Origin of the sequence: Sulfurihydrogenibium sp. (assembly GCF_027448985.1) — a bacterium.
In the GTDB taxonomy this organism is placed as follows: Bacteria; Aquificota; Aquificia; order Aquificales; family Hydrogenothermaceae; genus Sulfurihydrogenibium.
This window is the reverse complement of sequence record NZ_DAIDMN010000027.1, coordinates 1-14,859: the sequence shown is the minus strand read 5'-3', so window position 1 is coordinate 14,859 and position 14,859 is coordinate 1. Positions and strand designations below refer to the sequence as shown.

The window sequence follows — 14,859 nt, the reverse complement described above, 5'->3', positions numbered from 1 at the left end:
TACTATGGTTATATGTTTTAGAACAAAAAGTAATTTACATAGGATGGTTGTTCATTATTGAAGATAAGAAAGCTGCTAAAAAGCCTGTGGTTATTATTCCAAGGTTCAAGGATATATCGGTAGTGGTTTTTATTAAGGAAGCTAACATACTTGTGAATCCTACATTTTTTAAACTGTATACAACAACGTACATGCCTATGGAAAAAACGATAATTTTCCAAGGAGTTTCCTTTAAAACAACCTTTTTTATATCAACGATTTCTTCTTTATAGGTGGCTATACCAAGTATCGTTGCTCCAAGCCCAATTATAAAAGAGACAGGGATGTGGTAATTTTCAGCTATGAAAAAACCTACAAATAGTATAAGAAAAACAAACCAGCTTAGCTTAAAGAGAAATTTGTTTTTTATTGCGTATTTAGGTGGTTTATCTTCAAGTACTTCCAAATCAATTTTTTTTATTAAATCTTTTTTGAAGTAAAGATATAAAACTGTTAATGTTGCCACCAATGAGAAAAAGTTTACAAATACCATTACTGATGCGTATTCGAAAAATCCAATTCCAAAAAAATCCGCCGTTAGGATGTTTACAAGGTTTGAGATAATCAAGGGAAGGCTTGTTGTGTCAGATACGAAACCACTTCCCATTATGTAGGGAAGCATATATTTTTGACTTAATCCAAGGTACCTTATTTTTTGATAAACTATTGGAGTTAGTATTAAAGCTGCTCCATCGTTTGCAAAAAAAGCTGATATTCCGGCTCCTAAAAGGATAAGATAAATGAATAATTTTATTCCATCTCCTTTTGAGAGTTCTATTATGTGAAGGGCAGCCCATTCAAAAAATCCGATTTTATCAAGTATCAATGATATAAAAACAATTCCGATGAAGGCTAATGTAGCATCCCATACAATTTCAACTACTTTAATAACATCACTAAAAGAAACTACACCAAAAATTAAAGCAAGTGTGGCTCCAAATGTGGCACTCCATCCAATGTCTATTCCTTTAGGTTTTTTTACTACGAAGAATAATGTTAAAAAGAAAATTGAAATGGATACTATTTTTTCCATAACTCAACCTATAAAATGAAATTAAGTAAATATCCAACGATTATTATTGAAATTCCTACGATTGAGGCAAAAATTGCTATGAGTTTTGGTTTCATTATCTGTTTTAAAATCATAAATTCTGGAAAAGATAAAGCTGTGGTTGCCATCATGAAAGCAAGTGCTGTTCCTATAGGAACCCCTTTTAGTATCAGGGCTTGAATTACCGGAAGTATTCCAGCTGCGTTTGAATATAGAGGTATTCCTATTAGTACAGCCAAAGGAACGGAGAAAACTCCTGCGTTTTTAGAAATATTCTCTACAATGTCTTGAGGAACGTATCCATGAATGAAACCGCCTATCCCTATAGCAACTATTATATAAAGCCATATTTTTTTTAGAATATTTTTTACGTTGTGGTAAGCAAATTCTAATCTTTCCTTGAAAGATAGCTCTTGGATTTGACTTTCCCCGAATTTTAGTTCAAAAACGTAGTCTTCTATAAGATTTCTTGGATTTAGTTTGTCTATTATGTATCCGGATACTGTTGCAACTATTATACCAAAAACAAGATATAAGATAGCCACTTTAAAACCAAATAATGAAAAAAGTAAACCCAGTGCAATCTCATTTACCATAGGAGATGCCACTAAAAAAGTGAATGCAGCTGATAAAGGAATACCAGCTTCCACAAATCCTATAAACATAGGAACAGCAGAACAGGAACAAAAAGGTGTTAAAACACCCAAAAACGCTGCCAAAGGTAGAGCTATACTTTTATGTTTAGATAAAATTTTCCTTGTTTTCTCCAAAGGAAAATAACTTCTGATAAAAGATATAAAAAAAATTATCACAATCAAAAGAGTAAAAATTTTCAGTGTGTCATAAATTATAAAATGAATGGTTTCTGAAAGTCTTTCCCCTTTTTGTAAACCAAATGTGGTATAAACGATGTAATCAGCTAAATTTTCGTATACTTCAAACATAGCTAATCCTGATTTATAAGCTCTTCTATTGTTTGAGGATCTGGTATTGGAGTACCTACGTGTTTTAACTTTCCATTTACAACCAGTAACGGTGTTCTCATCACTCCGTACTTAGCTAATTCTCTAACATCTATTACTTTTTCTACTTTTGCGTCTATACCTTTTGACTTTACTATTGTTGATACTACATTGTAAAGTAATTCGCAGTTTCCACAGTTTGAGCTACTTATTATTTTTATTTCCTTCATTTTAAAGCTCCTTGATTAGTTTTTCTACTTTTGTTTTTATTTCGTCTCTTACTTTTCTAAAAGCTTGTAATTTTGCATCTTCTGTTGGTCCTATCACCTTTGCAGGGTCTGGAAGTCCCCAATGTTGTGTGTTTGCAGATGGGATTACGGGACATGTTTCTGCTGCATCTCCACAGAGAGTTATGATGTAATCCATTTGGCTAATTGGTATTTGGTCTATATGTTTTGAGTACTGGTTTGATATGTCAATTCCGTCTTCTTTCATAACTTCTACGGCTTTGGGATGTACATATCCGGATGGATTAGAGCCAGCTGAATACACTTCAACATCTTTTCCATAGATTTTTGCAAAATATTTTGCATAGCCTTCAGCTATCTGACTTCTTGCTGAATTTCCTGTACATATAAAAGCTATTTTTTTAGCCATCTTTTACCCCACAAAATGTACTGTAATTGTTCGTTTTTACGTTTTTATCTATAAGGTCTATTAGTCTGTTTATAACTTTATTTTCCTTTGTTATTGAGTAGTAAACCCATTTTCCCTCTTTTCTGGCTTTTAAAATATTTGCATCTTTTAGTATTCTAAGATGGAAAGATATTCTTGGTTGAGATATGTTAAAGTATTCTACAAAACTACACACACATACCTCTCCGGAATTTATAACCATTTTTACTATCTTTAACCTTATTGGGTCGGATAACGCATAAAATGTTTTTAAAAGTTTTTGTTCTCTCATCTTGTACTATAATATAAAAAATTTTTTATATGTTTGAAATGATAAAAGTCATAAAAGTGGCCTAAAAAAGGCCACTTGATTTGTTAAAATTGTAGTCCGGCTAACGCGTATCCACCTTTTATTTTGATATCTGTTTTAACACTACTTTCATCTATTTTTAGTTTTTCGTACCTGTATCCGGCTTCAATAAACGGTTTTAGTTTACCAAGTGGGAGAAAACTACCAGCATAAAGTCTTCCGGCTAATGTGTAATCATAGTATGTATTTTTGCTATACCCTATGTAGTTAAGATTTCCAAGTACAGAGAAGTGAGGGATAGGTTTAATCTCTGCTGCTAAATGTCCCATAGGAATAGGTAAAGTTATAGACTTACTTTCGCTAACTTTTTGTCCTGTGTTTTTATCTGTTCCGTTTAGCTTTCCATCAAAGAATATTGTTCTTACGTTAACTCCAAGCTCTATATCCAAAATTCCAGCTGTTGCTGTTTTTATAAATGGTAGATTGTGATATAGTGTAACATCAAATCTGTCTAACTTGACAGATAAACTGTAATCTGCGTTTGAGCTGTAAGTATAATTACCCCATTTTATATCTCTTTGTAGTGTTCCACTACCGTCGAATTTCATTGGCATATAACTTAGTTTTATGTTTGGAAGTAATGGAATTGGATGTTCAAATTTTAATTTGACCCAAGGTTGTGTTTTGTCTCCGATGTGGGCGTCGTTCTTTAAATCTATTTTGTCTGAATCAGATTGTGGTTTGTAAGATACGTACCCTGAAGGCTTTTGTTGTATTGCTCCTGCTGAAAATTCCAGCTCTAAAGCATTTGCTAAAACCGGAAGAGATAAAACGGATGCTAAAAGGAAAACTTTTTTCATAATATTAACCCTCCTGCTTGAAATTTTTTTTAACCTTAAAATTATACTTCACTCCTTAGTTTTTTAGCAACGTTAACCATATTTTTAAGGGATTTTATAGTTTCATCCCATCCTCTGGTTTTTAGTCCACAATCCGGATTAATCCATATAAGCTCTTTGTCTATGTATCTTAAAGACCTTCTTACTATCTCTTCTATCTCTTCTTCCCTTGGTACTCTTGGTGAGTGGATATCGTAAACCCCAATTCCTATCGCATGGTCGTATTTGAATTTTTCGAAAGCCCCAAGTATTTCTCCTTTGCTTCTTGATGCTTCTATTGATATGACGTCTGCGTCCATTTTGTATATATACTCTATTATTTCGTTAAACTCAGAATAACACATGTGAGTGTGTATCTGAGTTTCATCTTTAACTGTATCGTGAGATAGTTTAAAGGCGTTTACAGCCCAGTTTAAGTAGTGTTCTTGTTTTGATTTTTTTAGCGGTAGTCCTTCTCTGAATGCAGGTTCGTCTATTTGAATTATTTTTATTCCTGCATTTTCTAAGTCTATAACCTCTTCTCTTAATGCAAGAGCTATTTGGTATGCTATATCTTCTTTTGGAATGTCTTTTCTGTAAAAAGACCAGTTTAGTATGGTTACAGGTCCGGTTAACATTCCTTTCACAGGTCTATTGGTAAGACTTTGGGCATATGTGATTTCTTCTATTGTCATTGGTTTTGGTCGCGATACATCACCGTAGATGATAGGTGGTCTTACACATCTTGTTCCATAAGACTGAACCCATCCGTTTTTTGTAAAGGCAAATCCTTCAAGCTTTTCTCCAAAAAATTCAACCATGTCTGTTCTTTCAAACTCTCCATGGACTAATACATCTAAATCGAGTTCTTCTTGTATTTTTATAACGTTTTGTATCTGTTTTTTGATAAACTCTTTGTACTCATTTTCAGAGATTCTTCCGGCTTTGTAATCTGCTCTTGTTTTTCTTACTTCCTGTGTTTGGGGGAAGCTTCCTATTGTAGTAGTTGGGAATAAAGGTAGTTTTAATATATCCATCTGTTTTCTGTATCTTTCTTTAAACGGTGTTTTTCTTCCAACCTGTTGATTTTTATACTGGCTTACCAATTTTCTTACTTCTTCGTTTTTGTACTTATCTCTTATGTTTTGTAAGTTTTGGTCAGGAAGCTGTCTTCCTTCTGTAAAGTGTAGTTTTAAAAGGGTAAGTTCTTGTAATCTTTCATCTGCAAAGGATAAAAGGTTTATTAAATCTTCGCTTAAATGTCCTACTTCAGGTTTTAGGCTGACCGGAAGATGGAATAAAGGAGCTGCATTTGAAAGGATTATATTTTCTTCAGGTACATATTTAAACAATGACTTTATAAACTCAGCTGTTTGTTTTAAATCTGTCTTCCATGGGTCTCTTCCGGATACAACACCAGCGACCAACAACTTATCTTTTGGAAATCCGTACTTTTTAATACTTTCAAAGTTTTCCGTGTTTGAAACAAAATCAAGTCCTATTCCTTTTACAGGTAGGTTTATAAACTTTTCATAGGAAGACAAACTTTCATAGTAGGTTTGAACAACGATATCTAATCTATCAACACCCTCAACCACTTTTTCATAAGTTTTTAATGCAAGGTCCACCTCTCTATCTGATATATCCAGGACAAAAGCAGGCTCATCAAGTTGAACGGTTTTAACTCCTTCATCTTGAAGCTGTTTTAAAACTTGATTGTAAAGTCTTGCAAAATAATCTAAAAAGTACTCAAATTTTTCACTTTCAGGAGCTTTTACCATCTCCATTAAAATGGACCCTTCCTGTTTTTGATAAACTTTTGATAGATAAACAAAGGTAAAAGGTCCTACCAAAACTGGTTTAGTTTCTATTTTAAGATTTTCCTTTATACTTTTATAAGATTCAACAGGTCTGTTTTTTACAAGTTTTATATCTCCGGATAGCTCTGGAACTATGTAGTGGTAGTTTGTGTCAAACCACTTTGTCATCTCACATGCGATAGCATCATCACTACCTCTTGCCATTGCAAAGTACATATCAAGAGAGTCCTCGATTTTTTTAAATCTTTCCGGAATGATGTTAAACATAGTAGCTGTATCAAGGACGAAATCGTAAAGGGAAAAATCGTTGGAAGGTACTAAATCAATTCCGGATTCTACAATCTTTTTAATCCTTTCAGTGTTAATCTCCTGAGCCTTTTTTAATAGTTCATCCTTTGAGATTTCTTTTTTCCAGTAGGATTCTACAGCTTTTTTAAGCTCTCTGTTTGGTCCTATTTTTGGGTAGCCGTAAACGGTTGTTCTCATCTTTGCCTCCTTGCAAATGATAATAATTTGCAAAATTATATCATAGTAAAAATTCAAATGCAACTTATTTGCAAAATATTTTGAAAAATTTTTTAAATGGTATAATATTTAGCTATGTTAAAGATTTAAAATATGGAGAGATAATGGGAAGATTACTTATTCCACAAGGATATAAAACAACAAAGCAGAGAAAGGCTATACTACAAGTGTTGGAAGAAAACATAACTCCGATGCATGCTGAAGACATATACCTTAAATTAAAAGAAAAAGGGATAGATGTTAGTTTATCAACAATATACAGAAATCTTGACATGCTTCAAAAACAGGGTCTTGTTGTAAAAGCTTACATGCTTAATGAAGACAAGGCAAGGTTTGGTCTATCTTCAAAGAAAAATTACTTAGTATGTCAAGAATGTAAAAAAATAGTGATAATAGACAACTGTCCTTTTGAAAAGTTTAAAGAAGAACTTATAGAAGTTCATGGATTTGACATCTTGGGACATAGTATAGAAGTTTACGGTATATGCCCTGAATGTAAAGAAAAACTCAGAAACGACCAAAAGCCTTTAGAAGATAGTAGATAATAAAAATTTCAGTAGGCAGTAAAACAAAATGAAGGTAGTAAACTTGCATCTGGTTTGTTGTTATTTTAAAAAAGTACTCTAAAAACTCATAAAATCCAAAGGAAAAACCAAGACCAAACAAATATCCAGATTGCTTGTAAACATCTAATATAGAAAGTAATTTTTTCTTTCTTAAAAGAAGTGTTTCTGTTCTAACAAGGTACGAGCCAAAAACAAAGGTAATCTGGTATCCGGAATAAATAAATAAAGCAGTTGAGTAGGTAAAAGGTTTTATTAAAAATGCTGTAATAACAGCTAACATAACAACCTCTACAAAAAGGGATATTAAAAAAAATATCCGGATGTTGATAAGTTTTTTATAAAACTTTGCAATTAGAAGCATACCTATTGCTAAAAGAACCCCTCCTAATGAGAATATGGAAGGCTGTAATGGAGAGTAAATGGAAAAAACAGAGCCGATAGACAGCCCTGTAAAAACAGAGTTTAAGAATTTGTACTTTAAATAACTTCTAAAATCCATCTAAAAGTTCCCTTTTAACCCTACATAAACTGACCTTCCAAAAGATGCATAACCATAAACTGTTTGATAGTACTTATCCGTTATGTTGTCAAACTTTAAATAAGCTGTAAGGTATTTGTTTATTTTGAAATTCAGTGTAGAGTTAAGTACTGTGTAGTATCCGGTTTGAACTTGATTTGTATCTTTTCTTTTTCCTATATACTGACCGTTTAAGTTAAGTGTGAGTTTTTCAAGTGGAAATATAGTAATACTAAAATCAAGTTTCTCTTTTGGTCTTCTTGGTAAATCTTTATCGTTCTGGTCTTTTGCAGATAAAGTTGTATAACCTATATAAAGGTCTGTATTTAACATTTTTACTGATTTTGTGTATCCTACTTCATAACCTTTAATTTTCGATTCTCCGGATATATTATTATACTTAAAAGTATTTAAATCAAAATCTATCATGTCTTTTATTTTGTAGTTAAAATAGTCAAAAGATAGTCCTTTGTAAGATATTCCAATATCATAGTTTTTTGTGTTTTCAGGTTTAAGATTTGGATTTCCGTATTGACTAAAAAGTTGATAAATTGTTGGGACATTGTAAGCTGTACCGTAGTTGGCAAAAATGTAAAAGTTTGGATTGATTATATATTTCCCACCAACTTTAAAAGTTGTTTTGTCATCAAATTTACTGTAGTTGTCTCTTCTTACTGATTGAGAAAGAATGAGCCCTTTAACTTTAAATAGATTTGTTAAAAAGTATCCGATGTTATGATATCTGTTATTTATATTCGTATCGTTTTCTATAAAATCCTGTCTTACAAATCCTAAATTCAAAAATGCATTTTTCATATAATCAAATCTGTATTTAAATCCTAACTCTTTAGTCTTGCCTTCGTATCCGTACCTTTTTAACCATCCGGATGGTTCAGTATAGTACCTATAAAAGTCTGCTTGGTTATAGTAAAAGTCAAATAGATGGTTATTTAACTTTTTTTCGTATCTAAATCCATAAAATTTTTCATTTATGTGTGCTTTGTTATCTGCATCGGCTGGCTTGTATGTCATCGGGTCGAAGCCGTCGTAGTTAACTCTTGCATCTACAAACCTCATAATTGACTCCACTTTGTCGTTTGAAGTGATGTTTAGCCCTATTTTTAGGTTTACAGTATCATTCTTATAAGGGTCTGGTTCCATATTTAAATCTTTCCATTTTTTTCCGTATGGTTCTACTGCTGATATTGATTGAGAATCAAACCTATGTAAACCAAATAAGATATACATTTTATCGTTAGCTAAGGAAAAGGTTGTCCCATATTTTCTACTTACATAGCTTCCGTATTCGAAGTATGCGTTTGAATGAAAGCCTTTCTCTGGAGTTTTGGTTATTATGTTTATAACTCCTGCTGTTGCATCCGCTCCCCATACTCCCGATTGGGTTCCTTTTACTATCTCTATTTGCTTTATATCTGCTATTAAGATATGTTCAAGCATTGCTCCATTTAATCCGGTTGGGTCATTTATCCTTATGCCATCTATAAGTACAAGAGTTCTTTTTGGTTCAAAACCTCTTAGATATATCGATGTTGTTTGTCCATAACCACCGTTTGATATAAACGATATATCAGATATTTTAGTTATTGCTTCTACTATTGTTTTTGGTTTTGTCTCTTCTATTGTGTCTTGTGTTATAACATTTACAGCAGAAGTGGTTTCTTCTATTGATGATTTTGTACCGTAAGAAGAAACTATACTAACTTCATCAGCTAACGCTAATCCGGATGTTAACAACGTAAAAGCTAATAACTTTTTCAACTTTTCACTCCTTGCAAATAAAAATTATTTGCATTTATTATACTATAAACAATCTATGTTATAATCTTTTTTCTAAAAAATTTTACAGGAGAAAAATGGAGTTAGCTTTAGTTGTTTTGCTAATTTACATTTTATACTTTGAGTTTAGACCTATAAAATATATAAAAATTGACAAAGTTAAAAAATCCAACTTTGTACCTGTAAATCTTTTTCAGTATAACGTTATAACCCATGTTCATACTCAGTTTTCTTTTGATTCGTTAGGAAAACCTTCAGATATAAAAAAGGCAATGGAAGAGAATAAAATTGATTTTGTATTTATTACAGACCATGACAATACAGATTACAAATCTTTTGAAGATGATAAAGTTTTTTCCGGTATAGAAAAAAATACACAAGATGGAAGACTCCTTTTATTGGGAAACAAATTACCTGTAATATCCCATCCTCATAATTTTGATTTTGAACATTACAGATGGAAGGGAGAATTTAAAGATGGTTATTTATACGAGTTTATAGACATAAAAGACATTGTTGTGTGGAACAAGTTTATAACTGGATTAGCTTTGATAAAAAATATTTTGATATATCCTATTACAAGAAATATCATCCATAAATGGAATAGTCTTATTCCTATAGATAAATGGAGAGAACTTTATTACAGTAGAGCAAAGCACCTTAACATAATAGGTGGTCTTGACCTTCATGTAAAGGTGGTTTATCAAGAGAGAACTCATGGAATACTTGTACCATCTTATAAATCCGGATTTAAATGGTTAATAAATAAGGTGTATTCAAGAAATCCTTTGAAAACGAAAGATGAAGTATTAGAAAGTCTCTCAAATGGTAATCTATACCTTGCAATAAATCAAAAGTTTATAGACATTTATGGACAAGATGAAGAAGGTGTAAAAATTTTAGGAGAGAGTGTAAAAGTTGGTGGAATTTTAAAGATAAAATCATTGGAAAAATCTGTATCTATCCTTTACCACAACAACAATCCGGTTTTAAAAACCGATAAAGAAGAGTTTACTTACAGTTTAACCGAAGAAGGGTTTTACCACTTGGAAGTTTACGAGTATGACTTTAAGATTTTTAACTTGTACTTTGGATTTAGACCTGTGGTAATAACTAACAAATTTAAGGTGGTGAGTTGAGAAAAGATTGGGAACTTTCAATAAAATGGAACGTTAAACTTTTTTATCTTATAAACCATAATAGAAACCATTTTTTAGATAAGTTTTATAAGTACTTTTTTTATATGGGTAAAACCCATTCGTTACCTATTTATTTTTTCATTTATTACGTTTTTGTTGGGACTGTTCCTTTCAAACATTTAATAGTGAGTTTAATCATAACAGGTACGTTGTTACCATCTATAAAGTACATTTTTAGACATAAAAGACCTTCCTCTTTACTTGAAGATGTTTACCTTTTAGAACCTGTTAGTCTTAAAAGTTTTCCTTCTGCTGATAGTGCCTATGTTGCTACTTTATTTGCTGTTTCGTTGTTTTATGGAAGTTTTGTACTATCGGGAATTTTGTTTATTATAATGTTGTTGATAGGGTATGGAAGAGTTTATATGGGGGCTCATTTTCCTTTTGATGTTTTAGTGGGCTACCTTTTAGGGTTTTTATCCGGATTATCCGGATTTTATATAACTGAGTTTTTCTTTTAAGCTATACAAAGCAGGTATTAGGAATAAAGAAGCTATAAACGATGTAATTACTCCACCTAACATAGGTACCGCAATTGAGGAAATAACTTCTGAGCCTGTACCTTTTAGAAAGACTGCCGGAATTAAACTTGCAAGTATTGTAATCATAGTCATACTTTTTGGTCTTATTCTTTTTACCGCTCCATCGTATATAGCTGTGGTGATGTTTTGATTTGGACCTAAATTTTTTAATGAGTTTATTATGTATATAACCATTACAATTCCCATCTCTGCTGCAATTCCTAACAAAGCCAAAAATCCGGATATACTTGCTAAACTTAACTTGTATCCCAATAGATACATTAAGAGAAAACCACCAAATACAGAAACAGGTAGTGTACTTATCACTAACAAGGTTTCAAAAAATCTTTCTAAACTAAGGTATATTAAAATTAAAATGGAGACTAAAACTAAAGGTATTATTAGCTTTAAATCTTCGATAGCTTTTTGCCAGTATTCGTACTGTCCACTCCACTGATAAAAGTAACCTGATGGAAATTTTACTTCTTTATCAATCCTTTCATTTGCAGATTGAATAATTTTGATAATATCTGCGTCTTTTTTAGGTGTTATATAAACATAAGAAACGAACAACCCATTTTCTGATTTTATTTCCGTTGGATTAGATTCTTTTTTTATTTCTGCAACTGCTTCCAATGGAATATACCTATCCTTTATAGGAAGTGTTAGCTCTGGTAGATTTTGTTTAAAATCTCTTGGAATTCCCAAAGTAATGTTGTACCTTTCTCTTCCTGATATAAAAACAGAAACAGGAGAATTTCCTAAAAGAAATTCAACGTTTTTTGAAAGGTCTTCTAACTTCAATCCGTAAAGTGCTAACTTTTCTCTATCTGCAGTTATTGTTAAGTAAGTTCCAAAAGATGTTCTTTCTGCATATACACTCATAACTCCTTCTAAACCGTTCAATGCTTTTTCTATTTTTGTGGCTAAGTTTAAAGTTTCTTCAATGTTTCCTCCATAGACTTTTATTCCTAAAGGAGTTCTTATACCTGTGGAAATCATATCTATCCTTCCTCTAATAGGCATAGTCCAACTGTTTACAACACCTGGCAGTTGTAAAGCACTGTCCATCTGAGAAATCAACTCTTCTAAAGTCATTCCTTGACGCCATGACTTTTCAGGTTTTAAAGTTATAAATGTTTCTATCATGGATAATGGGGCAGGGTCTGTTGCTGTGTCTGCCCTTCCGGCTTTACCAAAGACTGTATCCACTTCCGGAAAGTTTTTTATTATATTGTTTTGTATCGTTAATAGATTTTGAGCTTCTTGGATTGATATACCTGTTGATGTAATTGGCATATACATCAAAACTCCTTCATTAAGTTGAGGCATAAACTCCTTTTCTATACTTTTATAGATGAAGTAATTGGCAAAGAGAGTTACAGGAATTATTAAAACCAAAAAAAATCTGTACTTTACAGCGAAGAAAAACAAAGGATTATAAATTTTTATCAAAAACCTCACAACTGGATGTTTCTCTTCAGGTAAGAATCTACCTTTACCTAAGTAATAAATCAAAATCGGTATTACAATTAAAGATAAGATAGCAGCAGACAGCATAGAAAAAGTTTTAGTTAAAACAAGAGGTTGAAAGAGTTTTCCGGATTGACCTTTTAAAGCAAGCATAGGAACAAAAGAAACAGCTACAATTAAGAGTGCAAGAAATATAGGTTTTCCTACTTCGGAAAAAGATTCTTTTAAAGCTGTTTTTAAATCTTTTCCTTCTTCTTTTCTTTTTGAGAACGCTTCTATCAGCACTATTGATGCATCAACCATAGTTCCTATTGCTATAGCTATTCCACCTAAGGACATGATGTTTGAATTTATACCTAAAAGTTCCATAACGATAAATGTCAGTAAAATACAAAGTACCAAGAAGATTACAATTACAAAACCAAGAGCCAAACTAAAGAGAAAAAAAGTTATCACAGCTACAACTACTATAGACTCTTCTATCAAAACTTTTTTTAGATGGTTTATAGAATCTTCTATAAATTTTGACCTATCATAAACAGGGATAATCTCTACATCCTCTGGCAATCCGGATTTCAACTGATTTAATTTTTCTTTTACATCTTGTATTGTTTTGTAAGCGTTTGCGTTTGCCCTCATTACAACTATACCGGCTACAGTATTTCCAAAACCGTTGAAGTCTGTTGTTCCCATTCTTAGAGCTGGTGTTTCAACAACGTTTGCAATATCACCTAACCTTATCGGTATTCCGTTTTTTGAAGGCTCTTTTGGTTGTCCAAAAGCAACCACTGATGATAACAACATAAAAATAATAAATTTTTTTAACATCTTAAACCTCCTTTTAGTAAATATTTTTAATCTGTGCTTCGGAGTCCAACATAAAGTTCCCTTTTACAACAACTTTGTCTCCTTCTTTTAAACCATCTAAAACTTGGCAGTAATCAATGTTACATTTACCTATTTTTACCTTTTTAGGTATATACTTTCCATCTTCGGACTCTAAAAACACTATCTGTTTTGTTCCTGTATCAACAATCGCAGATGAAGGAACAACCAACACATTTTTTAAAAGGAATATTTAAATTGTAAGTAAGTTTTTTGTTTTCGGTGACAACTACAACCTGCCATCCACCAGCCATGGATATGTTTACTTTTCCTTCGTAACTTCCTGAAGAAATTTCTTTAAGTTCAACATCTTCTCTCATTTCCCCCATTCCGGGCATAGGAGGCATATAAAAGTAAACTTGATTGACTCTTTTATTGGATTTAATTAAGATACGGTTAATCCCAACATCTAATGATGGCTTTAAGCCGTAAAATACAATTTCTGTATCGTCCTGTTTTATAGAAAAAAGAAAATTTTTATCCGTTTTACTCTCATCCTTTTTGTACTGTGATAAAAAATACATTGTTAAAACTATTGCAGTTAGCGTTGACAAAAATAAAAGTTTTTTCATAATACTTCCTCTAACTGGAAGATGAGTTTAAGATTTTCAACTCTTAAATTCAGCATTTCTAAGTTTAGTTGTAAAACTTCATTTAGAATATCTATCAATTCCTTAAAATCGGATTTGTTGTACTTTAAAGAAAGTTCAATTGCTTTTATCTGTTTTTCTTTTTCGTAAATAAGGTTTTTATATAGCTTTAAAATCTTGTTGTTTTTTTCATAGGTTGACTTTATACTTAAAACAGTATTTGTTAGTTTCAACTTTTCGTCTTCAAGATTTAACTGTTTTATTAACTTTTCTTCTTTCTTTTGTAACACCACCAAATCCTCTTTCTTTGATTTGAACACAGGTATCTGAACCCCGACTTTAAAGGTTATCATATCTGGCATACCAGTTCTATACATATACTCACCCATAAACTCTAAATTAGGCAAATATTCTACTTTTGATTTTTGAATCTCATTATCAATTTTTTCTATCTCTAAATAAATCTGTTTTAAGTATGGACTGTCTTCTACACTTTTAGATTGAATTTCTTCAAACTCAATATCCTTATCATCTTTTAGTGGAAAATAACCACCTATCAAATAAAAAATTCTATGTTTTTGAATTTCTCGTTCTTTGTAAACCTGTTCTAAATCTTTTTGGATTTCTAAAATTTTCGTATCTATGGAAAGAATATCCTTTAATCCGGATTTTCCGTATTTGTAGTATTCTTCAGCAATACTCTTGTAATTGTTATATAGGTTCAACTGATTTTTCAGTATCTCTTCTTTTCGGTATGTAAATATAAAATCAACATAATTTTCCTTTATTTGTCTTTTTAACTGTTTTTGGAAAATATATTTACTTATTTTTACCACTTCCTTCTCTTTAGAATAAATCTCACTTTCTAATTTTCTTTTGATAAAAGGGACATACTCCTGAGTTATTCCTATGGAAAAACTTCCCATGGGATTGTTAGAAGAAAGATAAGGTTTGTTAAGCTCAATATTATTGAATCCAAAAGTTATTTTTGGATTAGGAAAAGATAAATAATACCTTTCTTTTAACGATGAAATTTTTTCTAAATTGTTAA

The 14,859-nt window shown here is 31.6% G+C and carries 16 protein-coding genes; 3 read left to right on the top strand and 13 right to left on the bottom strand.

Going from position 1 to position 14,859, the window contains the following annotated elements; all coding sequences use genetic code 11:
- Positions 1-34: 34 nt before the first annotated feature.
- From arsB to metE, 7 genes are all read right to left on the bottom strand, one after another.
- On the bottom strand, positions 35-1,072 hold the full coding sequence (gene arsB, locus NE054_RS03670; protein WP_297888668.1) for an arsenical efflux pump membrane protein ArsB: 1,038 nt from the start codon (positions 1,070-1,072) through the stop codon (positions 35-37).
- Positions 1,073-1,080: 8 nt separating this feature from the next.
- Positions 1,081-2,034 (bottom strand): permease, encoded by a 954-nt coding sequence (locus NE054_RS03665; protein WP_297888665.1) that lies wholly within the window; start codon positions 2,032-2,034, stop codon positions 1,081-1,083.
- 2 nt (positions 2,035-2,036) lie between these two features.
- Positions 2,037-2,282 (bottom strand): thioredoxin family protein, encoded by a 246-nt coding sequence (locus NE054_RS03660; protein WP_297888662.1) that lies wholly within the window; start codon positions 2,280-2,282, stop codon positions 2,037-2,039.
- 1 nt (position 2,283) lies between these two features.
- Complete coding sequence (locus NE054_RS03655) at positions 2,284-2,709, bottom strand: arsenate reductase ArsC (protein WP_297888659.1); 426 nt, start codon at positions 2,707-2,709, stop codon at positions 2,284-2,286.
- Positions 2,702-3,019, bottom strand: coding sequence for a metalloregulator ArsR/SmtB family transcription factor (locus NE054_RS03650; RefSeq protein ID WP_297888656.1), 318 nt, complete (start codon positions 3,017-3,019; stop codon positions 2,702-2,704). The genes NE054_RS03655 and NE054_RS03650 overlap by 8 nt, the downstream gene beginning before the upstream one ends.
- An 83-nt stretch (positions 3,020-3,102) precedes the next feature.
- Positions 3,103-3,897 (bottom strand): TIGR04219 family outer membrane beta-barrel protein, encoded by a 795-nt coding sequence (locus NE054_RS03645; RefSeq protein ID WP_297888653.1) that lies wholly within the window; start codon positions 3,895-3,897, stop codon positions 3,103-3,105.
- A gap of 41 nt (positions 3,898-3,938) precedes the next feature.
- On the bottom strand, positions 3,939-6,221 hold the full coding sequence (gene metE / locus NE054_RS03640; RefSeq protein WP_297888651.1) for a 5-methyltetrahydropteroyltriglutamate--homocysteine S-methyltransferase: 2,283 nt from the start codon (positions 6,219-6,221) through the stop codon (positions 3,939-3,941).
- A gap of 80 nt (positions 6,222-6,301) precedes the next feature.
- On the opposite strand from metE, the gene NE054_RS03635 reads away from it, so the two are divergent.
- Positions 6,302-6,805 carry a transcriptional repressor gene (locus NE054_RS03635; RefSeq protein ID WP_297888648.1) on the top strand — a complete coding sequence of 168 codons (504 nt, stop codon included), beginning with the start codon at positions 6,302-6,304 and terminating at the stop codon, positions 6,803-6,805.
- Here NE054_RS03635 and NE054_RS03630 read toward each other — a convergent pair.
- The gene (locus NE054_RS03630; protein WP_297888645.1) at positions 6,768-7,325 is read right to left on the bottom strand and encodes a hypothetical protein; all 558 of its coding nucleotides are present in this window, start codon (positions 7,323-7,325) and stop codon (positions 6,768-6,770) included. The two genes, NE054_RS03635 and NE054_RS03630, sit on opposite strands and share 38 nt — an antisense overlap.
- The gene (locus tag NE054_RS03625; protein ID WP_297888642.1) at positions 7,326-9,122 is read right to left on the bottom strand and encodes a TonB-dependent receptor; all 1,797 of its coding nucleotides are present in this window, start codon (positions 9,120-9,122) and stop codon (positions 7,326-7,328) included.
- A gap of 95 nt (positions 9,123-9,217) precedes the next feature.
- Between NE054_RS03625 and NE054_RS03620 the strand changes: the two genes are divergently transcribed.
- On the top strand, positions 9,218-10,279 hold the full coding sequence (locus NE054_RS03620) for a PHP domain-containing protein (RefSeq protein WP_297888639.1): 1,062 nt from the start codon (positions 9,218-9,220) through the stop codon (positions 10,277-10,279).
- Positions 10,276-10,800 (top strand): phosphatase PAP2 family protein, encoded by a 525-nt coding sequence (locus NE054_RS03615; protein ID WP_297888636.1) that lies wholly within the window; start codon positions 10,276-10,278, stop codon positions 10,798-10,800. The genes NE054_RS03620 and NE054_RS03615 overlap by 4 nt, the downstream gene beginning before the upstream one ends.
- Here the strand turns inward: NE054_RS03615 and NE054_RS03610 are convergent.
- From NE054_RS03610 to NE054_RS03595, 4 genes are all read right to left on the bottom strand, one after another.
- Positions 10,765-13,161 (bottom strand): efflux RND transporter permease subunit, encoded by a 2,397-nt coding sequence (locus tag NE054_RS03610; protein ID WP_297888634.1) that lies wholly within the window; start codon positions 13,159-13,161, stop codon positions 10,765-10,767. The two genes, NE054_RS03615 and NE054_RS03610, sit on opposite strands and share 36 nt — an antisense overlap.
- A gap of 13 nt (positions 13,162-13,174) precedes the next feature.
- Positions 13,175-13,393, bottom strand: coding sequence for a hypothetical protein (locus NE054_RS03605; protein WP_297888631.1), 219 nt, complete (start codon positions 13,391-13,393; stop codon positions 13,175-13,177).
- Positions 13,362-13,790, bottom strand: coding sequence for a FixH family protein (locus NE054_RS03600; RefSeq protein ID WP_297888628.1), 429 nt, complete (start codon positions 13,788-13,790; stop codon positions 13,362-13,364). Before NE054_RS03600 ends, NE054_RS03605 begins: the two co-directional genes overlap by 32 nt.
- A partial coding sequence (locus tag NE054_RS03595) for a TolC family protein (RefSeq protein ID WP_297888625.1) occupies positions 13,787-14,859 on the bottom strand: 1,073 nt, incomplete at its 5' end. The genes NE054_RS03600 and NE054_RS03595, both read right to left, overlap by 4 nt.